Source organism: Phycisphaerae bacterium (assembly GCA_041652575.1).
In the GTDB taxonomy this organism is placed as follows: domain Bacteria; phylum Planctomycetota; class Phycisphaerae; order Sedimentisphaerales; family UBA12454; genus UBA12454.
Genome location: JBAZHC010000004.1, coordinates 85103 through 110273 on the forward strand (window position 1 = coordinate 85103; position 25171 = coordinate 110273).

Sequence of the window (25171 nt, forward strand, 5' to 3'; positions counted from 1 at the left end):
ATACCTAACTGCTTACAACCCTCGGTAATTATATAATATTATGGAACTTCTTTTTAATAAGATTGCTCAAGTCAATATTTTTAATCTTATCTTTTATACTCTTAGCCGCGTTACCATCCCCCTCATAAGGATTTTTTACCTTTTTAAGCAGTGATTGAAACTCCCGTGAATACAATCTCTCAAAGGCTTTTAAGATAGTTCTCTGTTTGCATTGACAGTCAATTACACTTTCAGCTCTTACGCGTCCCTTCTGTCTGTCGCCTATATTAATTGTTCCAACATTTAAACTTGGTGCTTCTACAATTCCACTCGATGAATTACCTACAACTGCATCTGCATACCGCATCAAAGAAAGATATCTCTGGCCGCCTAATGACGTAAATGCTGCTGCCTTAGAACTATTTTTCGAAATGTATTTATCAATCATTTTATTAATCAATCTTCCACCCGGGTCGGCATTTGACTTCGTGAAAATTATGCCCGTATCTTCTAATCTATCCAAAACATTAAGCAGGACTTGAAAGTGTTTTTCTGATGTGTTATTTTCCAATGTTACCGGATGAAAAGTAACTAACAGGTTATGCTTCTTGAACTTAAACCTTAGTTCTCTTTCTAATACATTCATGGACAACATCTCCATTCTCTTTATATTTTCAACTCCTAATGCTCCAACATTGAATACCCTGCCAGGCGATTCGCCAAGCTGAATTACTCTCTTTCTATATTCTTTTGTAGATGCAAAATGAAGATGGCTCATCTTGGTAATACAATGCCTCATAGCATCATCAAACGCGCCTTCCGTTATTTCTCCGCCATGAATATGGGCTACAGGAATTCTGCTGACAAGTGCTGCTGCAACAGCGCCGAAAATCTCGAATCTGTCACCAAGCACAACAATAATAACTGGTTTCAGCCTTTCATAAGCCTTTGCAAAACCTGTTATCGCCAACCCCATCGATTTTGAAATCCCGACCGGCGTATCAACCTTAGAAAGAATTTTTATCTTTTTATCAATAGCAAATCCATCTGCTTCTATTGCCTTATAGGTTGACCCGAACTCAAGAGATAAGTGCATACCCGTTACTATCAACTGAAGCCGCAACTCAGTGTCTTTTTCAATCTCTTTCATCAAGGGTCTTAAAAGACTGTATTCTGCCCTTGAGCCGGTAATAACACAAACTTTTCTCATTACGGTTCTATCAGTTCGTCCTTTTTAAAAAACTTTTTTGCAGTTTTACCTATCACACTGTCCCATTTCATTGGAGACATTCCCGCCGCAGGTCTCTTGGCAGCGAGGTTTCTTTCTGTGAACATTTCCTTTGGCTTTATATCTTTTGCTGCAACTATACTTTTTCTTGCTATCGGCTTATTTTTCAACTCTGATGGAGATGGTTTTTTGACACCATCCCCCAACGCTTTTTCAATATTTCTTATCGCACTTACCATTATTTTCAATTCATCCGGCTCTAAAGATGCTTTATGGTCAGGGCCATTCATATTTCTATCAAGCGTAAAATGCTTTTCAATAACAGTTGCGCCAAGCGCAACTGCTGCTATTGGAACTTCTATTCCGGGGGTGTGGTCCGAATATCCGACTTTGACTTTCAGCTTTTCCTTTATAGTAAGCATCGCGAGAAGATTTACATCCTCAAAAGGAGTCGGGTATTCAGTATTACAATGCAGAATAGTTATATTTTCTTTTTTTGTGCCCCCTTTTATTAAAACACTTAGTGCTTCTTTAATTTCCCTTAGATCTGCCATGCCCGTTGAAAGTATTATTTTCTTTTTTAGGACTGCTATTTTTCTCAAAAAAGGAAGGTTTGTAATCTCTCCTGATGGAATTTTGAATATTTCGAGCCTTAATTTATTAAGCAAATCTATACTCTTCAAATCAAAGGGAGAAGACATAAAAATTATTTTCTTTTTTTTACAATATTTGATGAGTTTTTTATGTGCATTCTCATCTAATTCCAGTTTTTTTATCATATCGAACTGTGATTCAGAATTTCCGGTTGTTTTTTTCTGGTACTTTGCCTTGGGGGCAAATTTGCTTACAAAACTTTCTGCTTTGAAAGTCTGGAATTTTACAGCATCAGCACCGGCATCTGCAGCCGCATTTATCATTTTTCTGGCTATCTCAACACAGCCATTATGATTAACACCGGCCTCTGCTATGACAAAAACTTTATGCATAGTTACAATCTTCTTGCCGTATTTCCGACGTAAGTTCCACGCTTCGTAATTGATTTTACAACAATGGCGCCCGCACCTATTACTACTCCCCCTGTTATTTGAATGTTATTTGCTATTACACTGTTACCGCCAACAAATGTTCCTTCCTCTATAGTACAATTACCGCCTACAACGCTTCCCACTGAAATATGACAATGATCGTTTACTATGGAATCGTGCTCTATAATTGCTCCCGTATTAATTATACAATTTTTCCTAATGGCCGCTCCGGCATTTAGAAATGCCTTATGCATAATAATCGTTCCTTCGCCAATAAAACTGTTTTTTGAAACATAAGCAAAAGGAGATACGACAACAGGTAATTCTATTTTTAACTTTTTAAGATATTTAAACATATCTCTTCTTTTATCGGGATTCTTTATCTGCCCGATCGTAATAAGAAAATATTTTTGTTCTTTTGACAATAAAGGCAGGTCTTTATCGCAAGCAATAATTTTGTATCCCGAAATTTTCTCGCCTAATTTTTGCTGTACGTCAACGATTCCCGCTATCTCAAATTTATCTTCCGCTTCAATAACATCAATACACGACCTGCAATGCCCTCCGCCGCCTATTAGTATAATCTTTCTCTTCTTCATATTTGATATGTTTTAAATTAACTCTCTTAATATTTTACAGACGTAATATATGTCATCCTCTGAATTCAGTGTCGAACTCGGAAAGCAGAGTCCCCTTTCATATATACTGTACGCATTTTCATAATCACTGTTCCTGTATGTCTTGTAGGGAGGGAATTCAACAACCGGCATAAATATTCTTCTCGTAGGAATGCTTTTGTCCGTTAGTTTCTTTTGCAGCTCAGTTATATTTATATCATCCTTAAAAATAACACATGTAAGCCAACAGGAACTTTCAGCGCCTTCATATTCTCCCTGAAAAACAATGCCATCAATATCTTCCAACTCCTGGCGGTATATGCGATTGAATTCCTTCTTTTGAGCCAAAAAACCGTTCAATCTTTCCATTTGGCCCAGCCCCAATGATGCCGCTATATTGGTCATCCTGTAGTTAAATCCAACCTCAGGGTGATAGTACCCCTTTGATTCCTGTCTCGCCTGGTTTACCAGAAATTTTATATGGTCCAGCTTTTTAATATCCCTGCCGGTTACCATTCCGCCCCCGCCGGTGGTGATTAACTTATTCCCATTAAAACTAAAACAGCCAAAATCCCCAAAAGTACCGGTCTGTCGTCCTTTGTAAATTGCACCCAGGCTCTCTGTCGCGTCTTCAATGACATGCAAATTGTACCTGTCGGCAATATCACATATTTCATCCATATTACACGGATTACCATAAAGATGAACAGGAATGATAGCTTTTGTTTTCGGCGTTATAGCTTTTTTTACAGCATTTAAGTCAATAGTCCATGTTACAGGGTCAACGTCAACAATTACAGGTTTTGCGCCTACATACAGTACAGGGTTGACGGTGGCGACAAAGGTAAGAGCCGGCACAATTACTTCGTCATCTTTCCCAATATTCAGTTCGTAAAGTGCTATGTGCAAAGCTGCCGTACCGCTTTGAGTTGAAACGGCTTTTTCTACATTCAGATATTCGGCAAATTTGTTTTCAAACTCTGAAACGAAAGGCCCTACAGTAGAAACAAAACCGCTATCAATAACTTTGGCAATATATTGTTTTTCTATATCGCTTAAGTTGGGAGCATCCAAAAATATGGATTTAGACATTGTATATGTTTGCCTTATACAATCGCAGATTTTCTTCATTTCTAAACCAGTCGATGGTTTCCTTTAAACCTCTTGGAAGGTCGTATTCAGGGTTCCAATTAGTTGTTTTCTTTATTTTTTCATTACTGCCTAACAGCCTTTTGACTTCGCTGTTATCAGGCCGTATTCTATCCGGTTCACTAATTATCTTCGCCTTTGGATTTATCATATCAACTATTTTCTGGGCCAACTCTCCGATGGATATTTCGCTCTGAGTCGCTATATTTACTTCCTCTCCGATAGTTTTTTCTGAGCTGGCTGCTTCTATAAAACCATTTACGGTATCTTTCACAAACAACAAATCTCTCGTTGGAGAAAGTCCGCCAAGTTTTATTTCTTTTGCACCAGATAAAAGCTGAGTGATAATTGCAGGAATGATTGCCCTTGCTGATTGCCGCGGCCCATATGTATTAAAAGGCCTTACAATCTTTACGGGCAGGTGAAATGACCTGTAATAGCTGATTGCCAACATGTCGGCCGCTGCTTTTGAAGCTGCATACGGCGATTGGGTAACTTTCGGATGAATTTCATCAATTGGAACATACTGAGCTGTACCGTAAGTTTCACTCGTAGATGTGATTATAACATTTTTTAACTGACATTCCCGAGAGGCCTGAAGGATATTATATGAACCGAGGATATTAGTTTCAATATAAGCAATGGGGGATATATATGAATAGGGAATACCGATTAGGGCAGCAAGATGAAAAACACTATCGCATCCTCTAACAGCTTTAAAGACGAAATCATAATCTCTAATATCTCCACAGAGAACTTCTATTTCATCCTTATATTTTGATTGCTCCAGCCAGCCCCAGTTATTTTTTGAATTATATCTTACAAAAGCTTTTACAGAAAAACCATTTTCTACGAGTGCCTCAGTAAGATGAGAACCAATAAATCCGCCTGCTCCTGTTACTAAAACTTTCATAATTCATCCTGAATTCTTGGATTTTTTATTTTAGCTGAAAATGTCTAAACTCCGTCTCCGTCGGTACCATCCGATTTTTTAAAGAACCAGATAACTTCATTTCTAAAATATAATAGACTCTTTAATGTCCGGCGTCAATTACAATACCGCTGACAGACGGGGACGGAAACGAAATCTGTTTTCACAGCTTGCGAAATTCCTATATCTCCTGGTTTGCGAACAGTCAGACCTCCGCTAAGGCAGTCCGGAAACTTGCTCGTCATTCAGATTTTCGTATGACTTATGATGTTTATGCAAGGGCCTTGCCATGAACAGAGCAAAAAGCAATTAGTTTTCTGCCGGACTTTGGCAATATTTTCAGCGGAAAAAGTTTGTGTGCCAGCTTGTGTAATGACAGTAGAAACTCAGATATTTCAGTAGACAACTATAAACAAAAAAAACGGCTATAACACGTATAAAACCGCATTATTAGCCGTTTCAAATGTAGCCCCAAGGGGATTTGAACCCCTGTCGCCGGGTTGAAAACCCGGTGTCCTGGACCGGCCTAGACGATGGGGCCTGTACTCAAATTAATCCTTTCTGAACTTATATTCCGGCCGCAGCCGGGAGATTATTCCATCTCTATCGCTTCTACAGGGCACTCGTCAACACAAACACCACAGTCAACGCAAGTGTCCGCATCTACTACTGCCTTGCCATCAACCATCTTTATCGCTTCCGCTGGGCAGGCATCTATACACGCTTCGCAGCCTGTGCATTTTTCTTCACTTACTTTTGCCGGCATAAATAAACCCTTTCAAAAATATTGCAACCGGTAAGTCTTACATTAAAATCCATTTGAGGCGGAAATCGTACAAAAGTAAAGTCTGTTTGACAACAAAATTTTCCCTAAAATAACCGTCAAAAAAATAAAAATTTAGAGTTTATAACTCCAGTAAAGCAAAGGTTTAAAGACAAAAACTGAATTTAAGGGCTATATCGGATAAACAAGTGCGTGATTGACCAGTAAAAATCAACCCTGTTTTACCGGCTATTACAAGGAAGTTTCGGGCATATTTGCGTCTGCGGTCTTCTTATTAACGGTTATTTCGCCCCCTGATAGTGCCGTTGCCATATCCGTTACTATAGGGCTATTGTCATTCTCGACGATCCACTTCAAAACAGGTAAAAAATCCTTCCCCTGATTTTCAGAAAGAATAAAAGCCGCCGTAAGCCTGACCGGCCAATAACGATTGTCTAATTGAGCCGAGACAGTCTCAATAAGTCTGTAATCAAGCTTAACCTGCATCAGTACAGCCATAGTCTGTACTTTCAGAATCCAGTCATCTTCTGCCAGGCACTTTGCGAGAGCCGAAGTGAGCAGTTCCGGCTCGGCATATACAAACTTGTATTTCGTGCCAATCTGGGACAGCCTCTGCTGTTCGGCAAGGAGTCCGGCAAAAAGCTGAGCAGACTTGATTTTCTGGCCCTGCTGGCCCCTCTTCATCGAATCAAATCTCTGCTGCAAATACTCAGTATTCAGGTCGAGCTTGCGCCTTTTTAAAACCACCTTTGCCGGTTGTGTACCATAAAAGTTTTGAACTTGTCCGTCTGATCCGACCTGGGGGTCTATATATACGGTTATTTCCAGATTCAAATCCGCCTGCGGGTGACAATCCATAATGGACTTTAATCTGCCCGTTATAAGCTGCAATGGAACAAGCAAAGCCTGGCCGGGTTTGATTTCATTTGATGGACGAACCGTCTTTACGATAAAATTATCAATCTTATCGGATAAATCGCCGCTTACGCGGATATCTGCACGAATATTGCCCTTAAATATCCCATCCGGACAAATAACCAGCGATTCCGAACTATTATTAACTATTGCAAGCTGGCTGTTTATCGGGCTGCCGTACGCAAAAGCGGTACCTCCTGTTTTAAGTTCTGTCGTTATCATTTTTTCAGGCGGAACAAAATCCGCGAAAAATGTCGGACCAAAATCATTTCTCAACACCGTTACAATCGCATCCAGGTCGACTGACGGCACATATTCGGAACCGAGTTCTTTAAGCCTGGCCTTTGCTTTTTGCGCCTCGAAATTACCGGAGGCTACATTCACCGCGGATTTGAACATATTTATCGCTGACTCAGTGTTTTTCTCGGCGGCAAATATTTCCGCTCGTGCGATTAGCGAAGTCTGTGTATCTGTACCGATTTTTTCAAGCACCGGTTTGGCAAGTTCTATTTGATTATTTTTTACAAGGGCATAGGCAAAAAATGAACCCGCACTGACAGAATTACTATCAGCGTCATAAGCCTTTGTCGCCCATGTCAGCATGTCTTGGGAATTTGCATCCACGGCGAAACTAAAAAGCCACGCGAAATCCTGAAGTTCGCCGGCTGACGCCTTAATCTGTCCCGTAAGAATTTTGTCGGCCCGTTTTTCGAGACTGTCAAGAATGGTCTGGCTGCCTTGTATATCGCCGCCCTGCTTTGCGGAAGCCGCCGCAATCGCCTCGACCATTATATCAAACACACCATAACCGCGGACTTGTTCCAGAATCTCCTGGCAGAGACGGTAATCACGTTTATTATAACAATTCAGCATCCATGGCCTGTAAAACTCCGCTGGCAGCGGACCGGCAGGGTTGAAATATTTATATAATTGAGTGCAGTATCGATACCCTGCCGCAGCAGGCTCATACACGCCAATTGACTCGGACAGCCGCGCAAAATCAAAAGCCGACTTTAAATCAACAGGATTGGCCTTTACAGCAGAACGAAGACTCTGAAGATAAACAATATCAGGGAGTTGTCCACCGCCGGTTCCGATAAGTTCTACAAGTTTGTTGAATGCTAAACGGTTGTACCCGTTAGCGATATATGCCTGCATAAAATATCTTTGGGCTTCATTAATATCAGCGGTTTCTGCCTTAAAAAAACCAAGTTGAGTCAACAGTTCCGAAGCAAAAAACAGATTTTTTTGGCCATATCTATCGAGCATATCCTGCAAAAGCTGTTCGCGCTCTTCCCGACTGCTAACTTTTTCAAGAAGATATTGAACCGCTCTTGATACAATCTCAAGGTCGCTGGTACTATCTATATAATTATTAAGCGAGAACTGTACTGCATCGGCAAAATCTCCCGCAGGGTACTGCCATGCGATATTAATTATATCAGGCAGAACATAATTCGCTCGCCCGTCTAAGTTAATCGCAGCGTTGAAAAAAATCATCGCCTGATTTGCCTCAGGAAAACCGGCATCCTTGTTCGTATAAAGTTCATAACCCGTATCGTACAACGCCTGGGCCGTCTGAGATGAAAACAATTGTTCCCCCTGCCGCTGGGCAAAACCCGCAACAGCCGCCGCTGTGATTATAAAAATCACCAGAATTCTCGTCTTTTTACTATTCATCTTGCCTGTGTAGTCAGTTTTTTTAGTATTTAATTCTTATATCGGCATATCGGCTCTAAACATCTACAAATTAAGCGTTTAAGCATAAAAAAACGACAGGTATTTAATATATTTAGGCCGTAAACCTTTTATTTAATAGACTTACGACCGGTTATAAGTGAAAGCATCTCGATTTTCAATGCTGCCGCTCCGCCGAGGTACAACCCAGATGCCACGGCAACAACAATTATTATTTGAATAAGCTGCGGCAGATGCCCGGTCAGTTTCATTGCAAAAATAGTGGCAAAACACATAATCACCGTATTGACTGTAATTTTTATAATCTCAATATCCACGCCGTCGAATAATTGCCTGCCGAATTTTTTCGCAAGACCCTTTAAAAGAATACCCACCTGCAGATACGAACACAGACTCGTCGAAAGCGCAAGTCCGGCGGCACCCATCGGCCATATAAATATAAGATTAAGTATCAAATTCAATGCCACCGTCAGCAGAGTGGTTCGCATAGGCTTTCGTGAATCCTGTGTCGAATAATAGGCCTTGGAACAAATCTGCTGCATAAAAAATCCGGTCAGTCCTATCGAATAACATACGAGAATAGAAGCGGTAAAAATAGTATCTTCAGAGGTAAATCTGCCCCGCTCAAATAAAATACCAATCAGGGGCTTACGAACCAGAATCAGACCGACAGTCGCCGGAAAAGCAACAAAGATTGCTCCTTTAATGCCCCTTGCGATTGTTACGCAAAGCGAAGCCGAATCTTTTCTGGCCGCAGCTGCGCTCATAACCGGAAATACGACCGTAGCGAGACTGATACCGAAAACCCCGAATGGAAACTGATAAAGCCTTTGGGCATAGAATAATCGTGAAACCGCTCCGGCATGCATGGGATATGCGATTTCTCTGCCGAAAAGAATAAAGCTCATACCCTTTTCCGCCGAGCTTGAAAACCATAGCGCGATAAATTTATCCATCAGCGTATTTAGCTGTGTCGCGACAAGACCGAGAATCATCGGCCCCATAAGCAGCATTACTTTTTTAAAGGCCTCGGTTTGTATATGCCAGGCCGGTTTTATTTGAACGCCCATGAATTTAAGAGGTACCAGCTGAGTGAAAAGCTGTAAAAATCCTGACACGATAACCGAACAGGCGAGAAAATATGCCTGTCCGTTGAGATTATTGGTAAGCAGCCAGCTGCCGAAATACAATGATACTATCATAACAACGTTCAGGATTATCGGTGCAAATGCCGGCGCCATAAAATGCCGATGCGAATTCAATACTCCCCCTGCAATCGCCTCGAGACATATCAGCGTCATATAGGGCAGCATTATGCCGGTCAGCATAAGCTTAAGCGTAGTCGCAGGCATCGGAGAAAAGAAACCGTACCAAATCCAGATAATTATTTCGCCGGCCAGAACAATGCCCGAAAGTATCACAAAAACAACTGTCAATGCCGTTGAAGCAAGCCTGTCCGATGATTGGCGGTCTTTGGCAAGTTCCTCGCTGTAAACAGGGATAAGAGAACTCGACGCGGCGCCTTCACCGAAAAGACTGCGGGCGAGATTGGGAATTGTAAAAGCAATCACCCAACTGTCCATCAGTTCGGTCGCACCGAGAAAGAATGCGAAAACCATATCACGCAGCAAACCGGTTATGCGGCTGATTATCGTAAGAATAACTGTTTGTCTGAATCCTTTAAACATTTAGAAAGGTTATATCCGCAGGAAACAATTTTTGCAACGGCTAATGAGCATCAACTATTAAATTCCTTCTGCCCCGCAACAGCCAGCACAAACGCAAAAACCTTTTCGGCACCGGCTTCTTTTAAAACCTTTGCGCATTCGTTCAGTGTCGCACCGGTGGTTTTGACATCATCGATAAGGCAAACATTTTTACCCTTGAAATTGTGTCCTTTTCTGACGGCAAACGCTCCCCGCAAATTCTTTTTTCTTGCCGCAAACGTAACTGCGGTCTGGTCATCGGTATGGCGAATTTTAACAATATCAGTATTAAATTTCGCATCGCCGAGTTTTAAACTTTTAGCGATAAGTGCGGACTGATTGAACCCCCGCTGAAATCTTCTCCGCCAGTGAAGCGGCACAGGAACAATGTAATCGGCCGATTGAAAAAAATCCGCTTTATATACGGCACTCTGAGCGAAATCCGTCAATACCGGCAAAAGATGTGTCTTGTCGGCAAGTTTAAATCTCACAATCAGGCCGTTCAAAGGCTGTTTATAAATCCCTGCGCAGGCGATGGAATCGAAATGAAATTTTTCTTCCTGGCATTTTGCGCAGCCGTCGGGCAAATGTCCGAACGGTCCGAGTTCTCTGCCGCATCGCCGGCAGAAACTGTCAACGAAGCAAGGGGCCATTTGCGACCAGCAGTCGGAGCAGAAATGTTTATCGTCCTCAGAAATAATCTGATTGCAGCATCGGCAGTAATTATGCCAGAAAAGCTGCCGGGCGTTTTTAAGATAACTCGCTGTCGCATGTATCAGCTTATTCACATAAGAGATTATAAAAAACAGGCATGGAAAAATAAAGAAAATTTAGAATCGTATTTCTTTATCAAACCTGCCTATGTTAAGCTCCGGCATTCTCCTGTCAATGCTGTCTTTTTCAGGTTTCGATGCCGAGACATGCCCATCCCCGAAAAGAATATTAGCCTTCTGGTTGTGCCTGAAATGAATAAATGGTTTACCAGATTCAACATAATGCCATTCCTCGACCATCGGGTTGGATGGACTGGCCGGAGACTGAAAAGTATTTACCTGTGCGCTGTCTGCAAAAATCAAAAGATTTTGAGGTGATTTGACCTGATTATCCAAATCTATGTACTTCGGCGTTTCTCCCCTTCTATCAAGGCTTAAATTGGCATTGATTCCATAAGTCATCCATTTCGTATTATATTTGGGTTTGTACATGCCGCTGCCATAGGGAAAAGCCGGACATATTTCAATCGAATCATACTGCTCTATATAAGGATACAGTTTTGCGTATTTCCTAAAAAGCGGGCGTTCGCCTTCCGGCAGGCTGGAAGCGTATGTCGGCTCAAATCCATAATACCAGAAAGTTCCTAATTCACCCTGTTCGTTTTTGCCGATGTATGCCTGCATAAAAACATTTCCGCTGTAATCTGCCAGATACATACCAAACGCCTGCCCAAACTGTTTAAGATTTGAGGTACAAATAACCGTTTTAGCCTGTTGTCTTGCGCCGCCGAGCGCAGGAATAATCATTGCAAGCAGAATCGCGATTATCGAAATAACAACCAGCAGTTCAACAAGCGTAAATGCTTTTTTTTGTTTTCTGATTTTATACATAGCTAATTTTCTTTATACCACGGCGCCTTATTTTGCCATTGTCGTGCAAAAATCACAAAATCCTGAAAATCAACAAAATCATTATCGTCAAGGTCACCCTTTAAATATTGTCCGGAACAAAGGTACTCTGCCTGCAGCAGATATAAATCATAAAAATTCACAATCCCATCGCCATCTAAATCTGCCGACCAGTTCACAGCGGGGGCCGATTGAAAATTCTGCAATAGATAAGGGTCGTAAATATAGGTCCCTTCATTCAGTTCACTTTTGCCGTAATATATTTTGCCTGTTTTTATATCGGCGGTTATCCCGCAAAAACGAAAATGCGGCCATGGAAAACCATAAGGCGGAGCATATATATCGCCGTCAATTGTGCTGACATCAAAATTATCAGGCTCATTGGTTGGTACTATTTTAGCAATTCCTACATAGCTGCTCATATAAATATTATAATTGGCATCGACAATCATCGAATCTGAACCGGCAAGGACAACATTATTCACAATAAGCTGTGGAACAACGACAAAATTACTGTCTTCAATAAAACTATCGAGTTGCCCTCTTGAAATCCTGTAAATATCCACCTGCCCAAGTTTGCTGTCGTCACCCAGCGGCTTAAAATCCGCAAGATAAAGATTATCCGCAAAATCAAAAGTTATCGCGCCGGAATTATTATGCGAGACTCTTGCAACTTCCTTTTCTACCCAGCTGGAATCCATATCGAGCAGATAAACCGTGTTATTTACAACACCGACACCATTTGTGAAAAGCTGATTATCCCTGTACCTCGATGCCGTCGAATAATAGTTTTTTATCAGGCCGGTTTTCTCGGTTGCGGTGCCTGTTTGCCTGTCCACATAAACAAGTTTCATGGATTGACCTGTCGGCAAAACCGCGTTATTACAATCGGTTAAAAAAGCAAAATCAGCAGGGTCCCACGTATCGCTTATTGCGGAGCCTGCACCGGCAAAAGCAATATCGAAACTATCCGTCAATACTGAATAACGGTAAAGGTCTCTGCCGTTAAACGCATACAGCAGCCCATCCGCATTGCAAAAATCTATTTTTGTAAATCCCTTGCTGGTGACATTGCCGGCAGTTGGTGGTATTTCCGCTGCTGTTACATCTGCGACAACAGCGGAAAATACAACCAGGATTAGTAAATAAATTTTCATACTATTTTCTTCTTAGAAAAGCTGCTCCTGCAAGCAGCACAAAAATAGTCGCAGGCTCCGGCACAACATCCGCAAATCCTACAACATCTGCGATCCCGCTATCACCGGCGATATCCGTAACGCGAACGTACATAATCCAGTCCAGTGATGCACCTATTGCATTGCTTATGTCAACCTGTGTTCCGCCGCAGCCGCCGAGATAATCGGCCTCGACATCACCAGGCTGTCTGCCCATATACTCGATACCAGCAGGCGTGGCGTGAATAAAATTCCCCGCTGAAGCCGTATAAGGATATAATGAGTCGGCGAATGTGTTCGCGATTTCATAAAAAATAATTCCGTCCTGACTGACTTCGATTTTCGCAGGTTCAAAATACGCATAGTTTATGCTGCCATCACCCTCGTAATCTGTCCCAAAGAAAGAATTACCGAAAACCAGAAAATCGGTTCCATATTCGACATCAACAGGATTATTAAGCACCTGATGGTCAAAAGCTATTGTTATTGAACCGCCATTACCGAGACTTACAACATCGGTTGCTTCCCACGGCGCTGCCGCAATTGAAACCGGCCAGCCGCCGCTGTCTGCGACAGGCGGCGCACCAAGGACAACATTTGGATTATTATATCCGGGGTCAGCGGCAATACCCTGACTAAACGAAATTACCGAACTTGCAAAAGGCGAAGCATTTAACATCGAACCGAAAACCAAAACAAACAATAAAATTGTTACATTACGTTTCATCTTCTTCTCCCAAAGAATTAAGGTTTTTAACTTTTTTACATTTTCACACAGCGGGTCTATTGCGGCCGCTGCAAAGCGGCCGCAACTGGCAGACCCAAAAGCATTAAGCTTCTGTGGAATTGGACTAAACAAAAATAATCAAAGAACCAATAAAAAAAGCCGCCGTTCCCGAAAAAGGAACGGCGGCTTTAATATCCAAAACAAAGACACCCCATAAGGGATGTATCCGTTGGCGTTCCTTACGCGAGAACTCTCAACAAATTTTTCGATTCCAGCAAGGTTTTCTGACTTGCGTTTTCCGAAAGAACCCTTCCCGCTCATCTCAGAGCAGTGGTACATCTTCTTTCGGCCTTCCGACTTATCCGGAAAAAACGCTTACAGCGGCGCGACCGTCACGGATTTCAACCGTGTTCCCTTTTCTGTAATCAAATATTTCTTTTCAAAAGAACAGGCGTAGTCTAATACACGCCGGAATACATGTAAACAAAAAAATTTATCCCGCACCAATTTTTTTTTAGCCGCCTGATTTCCTTTAAATCCCTATTCTTCTTGAATACTTTGCCGTTATTGGAGAATTTAGGAATTGGTGCGCGGATTATTTTAGCAGAAAAATTACAATCAGCAGCGATATAATTGCAAGGGTGCAAACGCCCAATGCGGCGGCAAAAACCCATATAAACCGTTTATGCTGCGTATTCAGGATGTATTTCAGGTATCTGTCGCTTGCGGAAAACGCCCTGCTCATCTGGTTCAAACTGTCGGTCTGTCCTTCGACATTATCATTCAATTTATCGGTTATATTGTTAAATCTTCTGAAACCATCGGCAAGCTGAGCGTCGACATCGGCTGAAGCGGCAAGCTGAACCGCCATTTCTGAAATCGCGTGGCTCTGTTTTTCGGCGGCAACGGGAATTTTTTCAACCGCTTCGGTAAACTGCTGATTCTTCAGTGCCTGCGACTTCAACTGCTCAACCAGCGAGTCAACGACAATCCTCTGGTTTTTCATGCTTTCCGGAAAATTCTGCAGAAGCTGCGGTATTTCATCTATCCGTTTTAAAAGTTCGGCGTTCTGTTCCACCTGCCGGCCGAGATGTTCATTTATTCCGCCAAGCTTTTCGACAAGCTGCTCGAACGAATTCTGAATCATCTGAAGGGCTTCTGTTTTGTCAGTGATTGGCTCATTTCTGCGGGTGATAATATTGGAAGGATTGTTTGGCTTGTCGACGGTCGGGGGCTTTCTCAACGGCTCGTAACGGCCATCTATTTTCTCTGACAGCCACCTGCCCGTCCTCGATATTAATTCCCGTATCGCCATAACTCGCTCCGTCGCCATAGCTTTCCGCATGGGCTTTGGCTATTTCCACAAATACACCCGCCGCAATAACTTAGCCCCATCCCAATAACTTTGGAGCGTCGGCGACTTCCATTAAGCTAATATATATGTATAATTAAGGCCAAAGTCTCATAAAAGCAAGAAAAAATCATTAAATTGAGGTAAGTTTAAAAAATGAAACTGGTTACATTCACAAAAAATTCTTACATTTCCTGCGGCGTACTGACTGACAGGGGCATTGTGAATTTGACTCCGCAATTACTTCAGACCGATTCACCCGTAAGTATAAAACAGATAATCGCCCAAGGGCCTGAATGCCTGAAAAAAGTCCATACTATTACCGCTAAAAGCACGGCATTTATTAATCCTGCCGCGGTAGAGTTTTTGGCTCCGATACCTGCCCCCGGCAAAATTCTCGCTCTTGCAGGCAATTACGCAAAACACATCATAGAAGCCGGACTTAAACTCGGCCTGACCGCTTCCCCCCGGAAAAACACCGTTCCTCGTCCTTTTCTCAAACCCAATACTGTCATAAATAATCCTGACGGCATAATTCCCTGGCCTGCCTACAGCAAAGAAATCGACTATGAAATCGAGCTTGCAGTGGTCATCGGCAAAGAAGCAAAATGTATAAGTCCGCAGAACGCGAAAGAATATATCGCAGGCTACACAATCGCAAACGATGTCTCGGCTCGCAGCGTAACATTTAAACAGGGAAGAGAAAAAAGACCGTGGGATGAATTTTACGACTGGCTCAACGGCAAATGGGCCGATGGCTTCCTGCCTCTTGGGCCCTGCATCGTTACCGCCGACGAGATTGAAGACCCACAGAATTTACAGATGGTTCTGAAAGTCAACGGCGAAATCCGCCAGAACGCCAACACTGCCGATATGATTTTCGGTGTTTATGAAATAGTATCGTTTTTAAGCTACATAACGACGCTTGAGCCCGGAGATATCATCGCAACGGGAACGCCGGAAGGCGTGGCCATGGCGACAGGAAATTTCCTAAAGGCCGGCGACGAAATCGAATGCGCCATCGAAAAAATCGGCACACTCACAAACACACTCGGCAAAAAACCTGAAAAATTCTACGAACCGTTAATATAGAATAATTCCTGATTTTCCTTACGTGCTTCTCTGGTCGACAAAACCCTCAAGCCGTCTGCATCTTACCGGATGCTGAAGTTTTCTTATCGCTTTTGCCTCGACTTGTCTTACTCGCTCGCGGGTAACTTTGAAAATCCTGCCGACCTCTTCGAGCGTATATGTATAGCCGTCGCCCAGACCGTATCGCAGCTTGATAATCTCCCGCTCACGATAGGTCAGTGTCTTTAATATCTCATCGATTCGCTCTTTAAGCATTTCGTGCGTGGCCGACTGCACCGGCGATTCAGCGGATTCGTCTTCGATGAAATCGCCGAAATAGCTGTCTTCGCTTTCGCCTATAGGCCTGTCAAGGCTTATCGGATGTTTCGAAATCTTCAGAACACGCCGAGCCTCTGAAACGCTCAATGCCGTTTCGGTCGCGATTTCTTCGATTGTAGGCTCTCTGCCGAGCTTTTGCAGAAGTTCTTTACTTACCATCCGCAGCCTGCTCATCGTTTCAATCATATGAACAGGAATTCTGATTGTCCTTGCATGGTCGGCAATGGCTCTTGTAATAGCCTGTCTTATCCACCACGTCGCGTAAGTGCTGAACTTGTAGCCTCTGCGGTATTCGTATTTATCGACGGCACGCATAAGGCCGGTATTGCCTTCCTGGATTATGTCGAGAAAACTCAAACCTCTGTTGCGGTATTTTTTGGCGATTGATACGACAAGTCTCAAATTACCGCTTGACAGCTGTCTCTTTGCGAGTTCATACTGCGAAAAGACCGCCCGTACGGCACGCAGTCGTTTCTCGAGCTGCTCAGGCGTCTCAAGCACCATGTCCTGCATACCATTGAATTCCTGCTTCATCGCGTCAATATCTTCCTGCATATAATCGGCAGTCGGCCCTGCCGCTATATACTGCTGAAGCTGACGCATCTTGGACAAAACACCTTCCAGTTTTTTCATCATAGGCTGTATCCTGCTCGTCCGCAGGCTCAGTTCCTCAAGCAAAGTCGCAACCTTGCGGCGATTACGCCTTAACTGCCTGGCAACCTTTTTCTTTCCCGTTTCGTCCTGTGTCTGCAGATATTCGCTGAACAGCTTTACATTTTTATCGAGCAGTTTATTGGCTGTTTTCATGTTTTCAGGCAGCCTGGTCTTGACTACCGACCGTACAAGATTTTCAGCGGTGCTCATCTTCATCGTCCTGTCGAACGGCAGTGTTCCTTCGCTTACCTGCCGCAGAATCTCTATCGCTGATATTGCCGAGTAATCACTTTCCAGAACCTTCCGTCTGAACGCCATTCGCGTTAACTCTATCTTACGGGCAAGTGATATTTCCTGTTCGCGCGTAAGCAACGGTATCTCGCCCATCTGCGTAAGATACATCCTGACAGGGTCGTCAATCCTGCCCGTATCAACTTCCACCAGTTCGGTCTCAAGCAGGGTATCTTCGCTTTCTTCGGCTTCGGCCTCCTCCTCAGCAAAAACTTCATCACTAACCTCGAAGTCGTCCTCTTCGTCCTGCCGTTTTTCCATTTCCGACTCATCGAGCAGACTTATTCCCATCTCATCAAGGGTCATAATCAGGCTTTCGAGCCGGCTGGCCGATATCGACTCGTCCGGCAGCTCGTTATTCATCTCTTCATAGGTTATATAACCCTTCTTTTTGGCCTTTTCGATGATAAGCTTTATTTTATTTTCAACAGTATCGCTCTTCGAAGCCTGCGTCTCTGCCGGTTGTTGCGGCTCCTGCTGGTTCTCTGTGGCTTCGGCGATTACCGGAGCTTCGATTTTCTTTTCGGTTCGACCGTGCTCACCGCCGACAGCTTTTTTGGCCTTTATTTTTTTGTCTTTTTCCGCTTTATTTTCCGTCTTCTTTTTTGCCACAATAATTTTTCCTGAAATATCCTGATTATTTTTATTTTATATCGACATAAGGCCGGGATTTCTCCTGTCCGGCTTTGCTTTTATATTCGAAATTCTTTGAAGCATATCGTCATCGCTTGTTTTTTTACCGCCCTGAGTTTTTTTATTCTTATGCTCCTCCATCGCGTTTATCGCCCCGCTAAGCCGCCTCCTGAGCGTATCGCCGTCCTGACCGTTATCGCTTAGCTTCACAATAAGACTTGATACGTCTTTCGACTCTGTTTGTGCGAGCAAATCGGTCAGCGAATACTCCATTCCGCCTGCTGACGCCTGTTCGATAAGATGCCATATTTCCCTCAAAACCGGCATATCGAAATCATCCGCCTTGATTCTCTTGGCAGCCGACTCGAATAGCCGCGGTTCGTTAAGCAGAACCTCGATTATCTCCGCCTGCGCCTTTTCTCCGAACCCGCTAAGCTCAACACTCGAAACTTTTGAGTTATCAATCGTATTTATCACAGCCTGTCTTGACGGCCCGCCGCGGCGAGTCAGTTCCCTTCTTATATCTTCGGCCGGTATCTGTAATATTCGGCTCAATCTATTGACTATCAGGCCCTGCATTATCGCATCGAGCGTTCCGCCCCTTGTGGCTGTCGCTACGGACTTCAAATATTCTTCAGTCGCCGCCCGCCTGTCGGCAAGATTATCGCTGCTGCCGAATTTTTCGGTCAGCCTGTCCCAGCGGTACTTCATTACATCCGTCGCCGTTTCAATTATATTTTTAAAGGCCTCTCCGCCGGCCGCCAGTACGAAATCGCACGGGTCCTTACCCTGCGGCACAGATGCGAGCTTAATATCTATCCGTTCGGCAAGACATATTTCCAGCGCTCTTTCAGCAGCCGAAGCCCCGGCGATATCGCTGTCAAAAATCAGAACTATATTTTTAGTAAAACGCCTCAGCAGTCTTGCGTGCCCTGCCGTAAAACTTGTGCCGAGCGTGGCGACCACATTTTTACAGCCGCCCTGATGCGCCATAATCACATCGGTATAGCCTTCGACTACGGCTACTATCCCGCTTGAAACGATTTCATGCCGTGCTTTGTCAAGGCCGTAAACGCAGTTGCTCTTATCGAAAATCAAAGTTGTCGGCGAATTCATATATTTCGCCGGGTCGTCGCCCAGTGTCCTGCCGCCAAATCCGATTATTCTCGACGAGGCGTCGATTATCGGAAACATAAGCCGATTACGGAACTTGTCGTAAAAATGCCCCTGGTCGCCAGCCACTATAAAACCGGCCGCGAGCATAAGTTTTTCAGGTATTCGCTGTTTTTGGGCGGCGTTCAAAAAATCGTCCCATTTTTCAGCGGCGAATCCCAATGAATATTCTTCTGATGTTTTTTCTGTTATCTGCCGGCTGTTTATATATTCTCTGCACTTATCTCCTGTAGGTTTGCTGAGCAGATTTTTCCGCCAGTATTTTAATGCCCAGCGGTTGACTTTTTCTATATCGGCCGGGTCCGCGTCCGACCGCGGCTCGGAAGACCTTTCAGGAATCGTAATTTTTATTCCTGCCCGTTCAGCAAGTCTTTCGATTGCCCGCATAAAGGTCAGGCCTTCTCGCATCTGAACGAATTTGATTACATCTCCGCCGGCGCTGCACGCAAAGCACTTGAAGATTTGCTTGTCAGGATTAACATTCATGCTCGGCTTATGGTCGTCGTGAAACGGACAGAGGCCCACCATCTCCCTGCCCTTGCGGGTCAATTTGACATGCTCTGAAATAACATCGATTATATCGTTAGCCGCCTGGATTCGGCTTATTTGGCTATGGTCCAATTTCATTTATAAAACAACCAATCCTTTGAAAGTATAAGAAGTTTCCCCTTCCTGTAGCGGGGTTCGATTAAAATAAAAGACAATAAGTATAGGTATCGGGGTACCCAAAAGTCAAGTTGCTCTCATAAACCCCCTTCTCAGCATCACTAACGCAGGTTTGACAACAATACGACAGTTGGTCAAACAGTAAAACGTACCGCTTTTGTGTCCCAACAAAAAAAGTCTCCTGACTCTATTTCTGTCTAAAACTTTGTGCCCCTTTTAAATCTTCAATCTTAAATCTTAAATTTTAAATGGTTTCGTCCTATATAACCTGCGGAGGTTTCAAAATATCGGCAATTTAAAGAATTTTTCGGAAATTTATAATTTTGTTCGGTTTTTGTTAGGGTAAACAGAGGCCCTCTGCCGATATGACTTTTACTAAAGAATAAAGAAAGAAGGATGTGAAAATGGACAAAAACAAAAGATTTCAAAGTGATGACAACCTGCCTCTCTGCCGTTTCGGTCCCGGCGGAGAATTTGTAACCAATTGGTCCGGCAAAAAAGTATCGAAAGTGTCTCATCGGCCGATTGGCTCTCTTCTCAAGACAATTGCGCAGATGCTTGACGCGGTAATAACGGAGGAATTGTTACAAAATTCCACCATAGAAAAAATTAATCTGGCGATACAAAACTCAGACTCAACAATCAATACGGAGAATAAAATTGATTTCTACAAGCCAAATGAATCTAACGCCCCGGCAGCTCCAGGTCCTGAAACTGATAAACAACTTCAGGAAGAACCGATGTTATTCGATCACGCTGCAGGAACTTGCAGACCTGTTGGGCACAAGCCGAACCACAGTTTTCGAACACGTCGCGGGGCTAAAAGAAAAAGGACTGCTTTCAGCCAATCCTGGCAAGGCTCGCTCTTTGAGCATTACGACCAAAGCGCAAAGGTTGCTTGAGCAGACCTCGGCCTTAGACGAGTCGGATGAACAGCAGACAGCCTGCCTTGAGCGTAATCGAAAGGACGGCATACCGCTATTGGGCACAATCGCGGCAGGAGCGCCGATTGAAGCGATTGAAAATATCGAGCAAATTTCTTTGCAATCCGAATTCGGCTCAAATGAAGATACATTCGCTCTGAAAGTTCAGGGCGATAGTATGACCGGCGATGGAATTTTCGACGGCGATTATGTCGTCTGCAAAAAAGCACAAACCGCGTCAAACGGCAAAATCATTGCCGCTATCGTCGATAATGAAAATGCCACCGTAAAAAGGATTTATAAGGAAACCAACAGAATCCGCCTTGAGCCTTCAAATCCCAATTACGAGCCGATTTATACACAGAACTGTACTATCGCCGGCGTTGTCGTGGGATTGATGAGAAAGATTTAAATCATCTGCAGCGAATAAGCTGGGCGGGATTATATTCGATATGAGGGGCGATTACTTTCAAGTCATTTAAAAACCGTTTGCCGTCAGTCCAGTAGCCCGCTGTCGGTTTCAATTGACTGCACTTTTCCAGAAAATAGCCGTTAAGAGAAGCCATCAATTGTTCACGAAGATACTTACTGGTCATTGACGCAAGAGCGGTCGGAAGATAAAACCCGTCGGCGTTAACCGCAAAATCCAGTTTCACTGTTTTATACGATGTGCTAAGTTCATAACTGCTGGCGGTATCGGTTTCGTCCAATACCTTAAGGGTCATATCGGGAAACATTGTCCGCAGCGGCTGGCCGTATCGCATCCTGCCGCCCTGACGGTCGATTCTGAACTGATAATTCCTGTGCTGCGAGCCCTTAATTACCTCGTCGATGAGTCTGCATACAATCTGAAAAACCACGTTTGACTTATTTCTGATTTTTCCAATCAGCTCATTATAGTAGGCCGCCTCGAGGCAGACGCTATTCAAGGTAATCAGTGCCATAGCGTTTTTTTCAAGACTTCTTTCGAATGCCCCCGCCGAGATGGAAATTTCATCGGCATTATAATTCATCTTTTGCAGACCTATATTTTTGTACCAGGGACAATCGAGAAGTTTTTGTTTGCTGTCAGGACTGAGCGAATCGACAAGCTGTGCCACAGAATCAGGAGTTTTGGAAAGGCATTTCAGGCAGGAAAGAACCGTTTTTTCGAGGAAACCGGTACCAATTGTTGAATTGTAGGCTTTTTTGCTGTCGCAAATCAGGAGCCTGCCGGCAAGGTGTTTTTTGTTCGATGAAACGCCATCGGCAAGAAGCTGCCACATATCGGCCCCTATTTTCTCGGCCGGTACGCTGAAACAGGCTGACGAAACAACCAGCGGCCCGAGAATCGGACCCAGACCCGCCTCGTCAATACCAGCCACTACCGTATCGGTTAAAATCCCTTTCATCGCTCCCTTTAAACAGCCATAAATATATACAAATAAACACTAATCCAAAAAATTTAAAATTCAAAAACAAAATTAAAAAATTCATGGTTTATTATTCAATATTCACACTCCCTATACCCTATCTCCTATACCCTGTCCGGTATTTAATTTCTTGACTATATCCCCTATCGGCAATATCATTTTAGGAAACATAAAACCTTTTATTGACAGGATTAAGATTATGGAAAATCAAATTACCCGAAGAAAACACATATTTTCGGTTTTTCTTCTTTTAGCCATTCTATTGTGCATACTGCCGTCTGAAAGCTTCGCCAAAAAGCAGAAAAAGAGCAAAGATAAAAAAATTGAAACCCCTCCGCCTGCCCAGCTCGACAAAACCATCGGCGACCTTGCCGAGGTTGTGGCTTTTAATCCTATACCTGTCAAAGGCATAGGACTGGTAGTCGGCCTGCCCAACACCGGCTCATCCGAATGTCCGACCGATATAAGAAATTATCTGCGTCAATACATTCTCACGCAGGTCGGAAAGAAAAATTCGGTGAACCCCGATATGATGATTAACAACAAGGATACCGCTGTTGTTATAGTTGAAGGCTTTATTCCGAAGGGAGCGGCAAAACGCCAAGCCTTTGATGTTGTCGTAAAGACGCTGGCGAATACCCAGACCACATCTCTGGCCGGCGGCAGACTTTACACTACGGACCTTAAATTCGTTGCGCGTATAGAGGATGTAGTTCAATCGTCCAAAACCATCGCCTTGGCCGCGGGACCTGTTTATATTGACAATCTTTCCGACCCAAAACCGGACCCTCGCGGCGGAATCGTCCTCGGCGGCGGAAGGTCCATGCAGGATTATCAGATTACCCTGGCTCTTTTCAAACCGGATTTTAAGGCAATTGCGCTTATAAGAAACCGCATAAATCAGCGTTTCGGCAAAGATGTCGCTTCTGCTTCTTCGCCTGAACTAATTTCATTGTCTATACCCCGGGACTTCAGAGACAAAAAAGAAAGATTTATAGAACTCGTAAAATCGCTTTATATTACTGCCGCTGCAGTATCAGAAGATGAGCATACAGCCTGGCTGATTAAAAATCTCCAGACCGCAGCCGACAAATCGAAATATCAGACCGCTCTCGAAGCCGTTGGAAGGCCGGCCGCTGACGGGCTTCTGCCGCTTCTGGATGCCGCCGACGACCAGACGAAATTCGCCGCGGCTAAATGTCTGCTTGTTATCGGCGATTACAGGGCGCTGAAAACGCTCCGGGATTATGCGCAGGACACGGGTTCGTCTTTTCGTATTGCCGCGATTCAGGCCATAGGCGATTACGCCTCAACAAACGATGTAACCGCCCTGATGAACAGGCTTGTCAACGATGAAAATTTCGATGTCAAATATAACGCTTACAGGTATCTGCGGAAATACAACGATACCTCTGTTATTCGCACTAATATTTCGGAAGATTTCTATATAGACCAGGTTATTGCTTCGGCCAGTGCCAAAACCATTTACGTTTCAAGAAGTCAGGAGGCGGGCATTGTGCTTTTCGGCGCACCGGTTGACTGCGAAAAGGGCATATATGTAGAGTCTGACGACGGCAGGATTATTATTAATGCTCAGCCGACCGAAGACCGACTTTCGGTAATGCGCAAACATCCACTTACAGGCGAATTGATGGGGCCTTTGAAATGTTCACTCAGAGTAGCTGATATTATAAAGCTTCTTGGTGATGAACCTGCTCCCGAGGACAAGAAAAAACGGCCCGGCTTAGGCGTTCCATATTCTGATATAATAGCCCTGCTCAAAAAGATGGTTGATAAGGGAGCGGTCAAGGCGGATTTCATCGCCGGCAAATTATCGGCACGTTAAAAACTGTAACGCACAGAGGTATATATATTCGTGTTATCTGTGAACTGGCCGAAAAAGGTATTCGGATAATCGCCGAAGAAAATATTAGCGCCTGCTTCGAGAGCTATATTGTCTGTGGCCTTGTAATTAATGCTCGGCCTGAAATAACAATCCTTATCCGACGGCGAATAATACGCAAATAAATTCAAACGCAAATTCTGGTTCATCAACAGCTTCGTAAGTCTTACCGTAACTAAATGGCGAAATTCGTCTTTCGCCGGTCCTTTGGGCAGGTTGTCAAGATAGTCTTGATAACTGAGAATCTGCTCAATGTAATACTGCAGGCCGAGCGTTAAATCTTTGCCGATTTCCTGTTTGTAGCCGGCAAGATAACGCATCTGCGAATTATCAACTGAAGATTTTTTGCCGCTCTGGTCGTCGGCGGACTCATAATAGCCCAATTCAAGATTGCCGATGCCTTTTGCAACCTTTCCCCTGACGCTTGCGCCATAAACGTTTAAATCCGGAAATATCGCCTTGCCGTCGGCGTTTTGACCGGCCGGAATTTTCCAAAAGCCTCTATACGCATACAGTGCATATTCATATTCGTTGACGTTTTTATACAGCCGAGCGGCAAGCTCGTAATCTCTGAACCATCTGTCCGGCTTATCCACGCTGGTCTCGATATTTTTACCTTCAATCCTCAATGTGTTCTGGTTCCAGTAAGAAATCCTCTGGCCGCTGACAAATATATCGGGATCGAACCGGGGAGTAAAAACCACATCAAGATTCGCAAAATCTCCGAACATGCTCAATTTGGCGGCATCGGATGGGGCCTTCAAATATTCATCGTCCCTGCCGATAAAAAAAGACTGCCAGTCTTTGGGAAATAAATCGTTAATAAAAACAAGGTCGCCTGTGCCCCATGTCAGAATCTGTCTTCCGACAATTAAATCCATATTGTCCGACGGACGGGTGAAGATATAAGCCTCGCGGGTTTTGAAATCGAATCTTTCAAGCACCAAATCGCCGACAGCATCGCCCTTAAATCTTAACTCACCCCATTCCGGATAGCTGCCGAAATCGAGCTGAAAACGATTTTCCATAATGCTCATATCTTTTTCGTGCTTGTCGTTGCGAAGCCGGTAGCCGGCACGGAGTTCATAAAAGCCGTGCATTTCTACCGGTGAATTGGAAATTTTAAGGCCGGTATCGACCGCAAGCGCCGCGGCAGCCGGCAAAAATATGATTAACAACGCCTGTTTTAATTTCAAACT

Annotated in this window: 20 protein-coding genes, 1 tRNA gene and 1 riboswitch; of the genes, 3 read left to right on the forward strand and 18 right to left on the reverse strand. The window is 43.8% G+C overall.

The genetic code is table 11. The annotated features are described in order from the left end of the window. Positions 1 to 28 precede the first annotated feature (28 nt). The 14 genes from neuC to WC496_04370 form a co-directional block, all read right to left on the reverse strand. Positions 29 to 1189 (reverse strand): UDP-N-acetylglucosamine 2-epimerase, encoded by a 1161-nt coding sequence (neuC, locus tag WC496_04305; GenBank protein MFA5292240.1) that lies wholly within the window; start codon positions 1187 to 1189, stop codon positions 29 to 31. Then, the gene (gene neuB / locus WC496_04310; protein ID MFA5292241.1) at positions 1189 to 2193 is read right to left on the reverse strand and encodes an N-acetylneuraminate synthase; all 1005 of its coding nucleotides are present in this window, start codon (positions 2191 to 2193) and stop codon (positions 1189 to 1191) included. The genes neuC and neuB overlap by 1 nt, the downstream gene beginning before the upstream one ends. Positions 2194 to 2195: 2 nt before the next feature. Next, a complete protein-coding gene (locus WC496_04315; GenBank protein MFA5292242.1) occupies positions 2196 to 2831 on the reverse strand; it encodes an acetyltransferase in 636 nt (211 codons plus the stop codon). Positions 2832 to 2843: 12 nt separating this feature from the next. Continuing rightward, positions 2844 to 3941, reverse strand: a complete 1098-nt coding sequence (locus WC496_04320; protein ID MFA5292243.1) for a LegC family aminotransferase — start codon at positions 3939 to 3941, stop codon at positions 2844 to 2846. Continuing rightward, entirely contained in the window at positions 3934 to 4911 is a 978-nt protein-coding gene (locus tag WC496_04325; protein ID MFA5292244.1) for an NAD-dependent 4,6-dehydratase LegB, read from the reverse strand. Before WC496_04325 ends, WC496_04320 begins: the two co-directional genes overlap by 8 nt. Before the next feature lie 484 nt (positions 4912 to 5395). Further along, positions 5396 to 5470, reverse strand: a tRNA-Glu gene (locus WC496_04330). A 51-nt stretch (positions 5471 to 5521) separates the two neighbouring features. Continuing rightward, positions 5522 to 5695, reverse strand: coding sequence for a 4Fe-4S binding protein (locus tag WC496_04335; GenBank protein MFA5292245.1), 174 nt, complete (start codon positions 5693 to 5695; stop codon positions 5522 to 5524). 249 nt (positions 5696 to 5944) lie between these two features. After that, the gene (locus WC496_04340; GenBank protein MFA5292246.1) at positions 5945 to 8308 is read right to left on the reverse strand and encodes a hypothetical protein; all 2364 of its coding nucleotides are present in this window, start codon (positions 8306 to 8308) and stop codon (positions 5945 to 5947) included. A 128-nt stretch (positions 8309 to 8436) separates the two neighbouring features. Next, complete coding sequence (gene murJ, locus WC496_04345; protein MFA5292247.1) at positions 8437 to 10014, reverse strand: murein biosynthesis integral membrane protein MurJ; 1578 nt, start codon at positions 10012 to 10014, stop codon at positions 8437 to 8439. A 50-nt stretch (positions 10015 to 10064) separates the two neighbouring features. After that, on the reverse strand, positions 10065 to 10820 hold the full coding sequence (locus tag WC496_04350) for a ComF family protein (GenBank protein MFA5292248.1): 756 nt from the start codon (positions 10818 to 10820) through the stop codon (positions 10065 to 10067). Positions 10821 to 10862: 42 nt separating this feature from the next. Then, on the reverse strand, positions 10863 to 11636 hold the full coding sequence (locus tag WC496_04355; protein MFA5292249.1) for a prepilin-type N-terminal cleavage/methylation domain-containing protein: 774 nt from the start codon (positions 11634 to 11636) through the stop codon (positions 10863 to 10865). A 2-nt stretch (positions 11637 to 11638) separates the two neighbouring features. Then, complete coding sequence (locus WC496_04360; protein ID MFA5292250.1) at positions 11639 to 12811, reverse strand: hypothetical protein; 1173 nt, start codon at positions 12809 to 12811, stop codon at positions 11639 to 11641. Between the two features lies 1 nt (position 12812). Next, positions 12813 to 13556 (reverse strand): PEP-CTERM sorting domain-containing protein, encoded by a 744-nt coding sequence (locus tag WC496_04365; GenBank protein ID MFA5292251.1) that lies wholly within the window; start codon positions 13554 to 13556, stop codon positions 12813 to 12815. A gap of 256 nt (positions 13557 to 13812) precedes the next feature. Then, positions 13813 to 14043, reverse strand: a riboswitch (cobalamin riboswitch). Between the two features lie 108 nt (positions 14044 to 14151). After that, entirely contained in the window at positions 14152 to 14889 is a 738-nt protein-coding gene (locus tag WC496_04370; protein MFA5292252.1) for a hypothetical protein, read from the reverse strand. A 174-nt stretch (positions 14890 to 15063) separates the two neighbouring features. Between WC496_04370 and WC496_04375 the strand changes: the two genes are divergently transcribed. Continuing rightward, entirely contained in the window at positions 15064 to 15999 is a 936-nt protein-coding gene (locus WC496_04375) for a fumarylacetoacetate hydrolase family protein (protein ID MFA5292253.1), read from the forward strand. Between the two features lie 18 nt (positions 16000 to 16017). Here the strand turns inward: WC496_04375 and rpoD are convergent, their stop codons facing one another. Together rpoD and dnaG are read right to left on the reverse strand one after the other, a co-directional pair. Beyond that, a complete protein-coding gene (gene rpoD / locus WC496_04380; GenBank protein ID MFA5292254.1) occupies positions 16018 to 17874 on the reverse strand; it encodes an RNA polymerase sigma factor RpoD in 1857 nt (618 codons plus the stop codon). Positions 17875 to 17910: 36 nt separating this feature from the next. Further along, entirely contained in the window at positions 17911 to 19695 is a 1785-nt protein-coding gene (gene dnaG / locus WC496_04385) for a DNA primase (GenBank protein MFA5292255.1), read from the reverse strand. A 717-nt stretch (positions 19696 to 20412) separates the two neighbouring features. Here dnaG and lexA point away from each other — a divergent pair. Beyond that, on the forward strand, positions 20413 to 21069 hold the full coding sequence (gene lexA, locus WC496_04390; protein MFA5292256.1) for a transcriptional repressor LexA: 657 nt from the start codon (positions 20413 to 20415) through the stop codon (positions 21067 to 21069). Position 21070: 1 nt separating this feature from the next. On the opposite strand, the gene WC496_04395 is transcribed toward lexA, so the two are convergent. Next, positions 21071 to 22048 carry a hypothetical protein gene (locus WC496_04395; protein ID MFA5292257.1) on the reverse strand — a complete coding sequence of 326 codons (978 nt, stop codon included), beginning with the start codon at positions 22046 to 22048 and terminating at the stop codon, positions 21071 to 21073. Between the two features lie 220 nt (positions 22049 to 22268). Here WC496_04395 and WC496_04400 point away from each other — a divergent pair, with 220 nt between their 5' ends. Further along, positions 22269 to 23915: a flagellar basal body P-ring protein FlgI gene (locus tag WC496_04400; GenBank protein ID MFA5292258.1), complete on the forward strand. Its 1647-nt coding sequence runs from the start codon at positions 22269 to 22271 to the stop codon at positions 23913 to 23915. On the opposite strand, the gene WC496_04405 is transcribed toward WC496_04400, so the two are convergent. Then, a complete protein-coding gene (locus tag WC496_04405; GenBank protein ID MFA5292259.1) occupies positions 23912 to 25168 on the reverse strand; it encodes a hypothetical protein in 1257 nt (418 codons plus the stop codon). The two genes, WC496_04400 and WC496_04405, sit on opposite strands and share 4 nt — an antisense overlap. Positions 25169 to 25171: the final 3 nt, after the last annotated feature.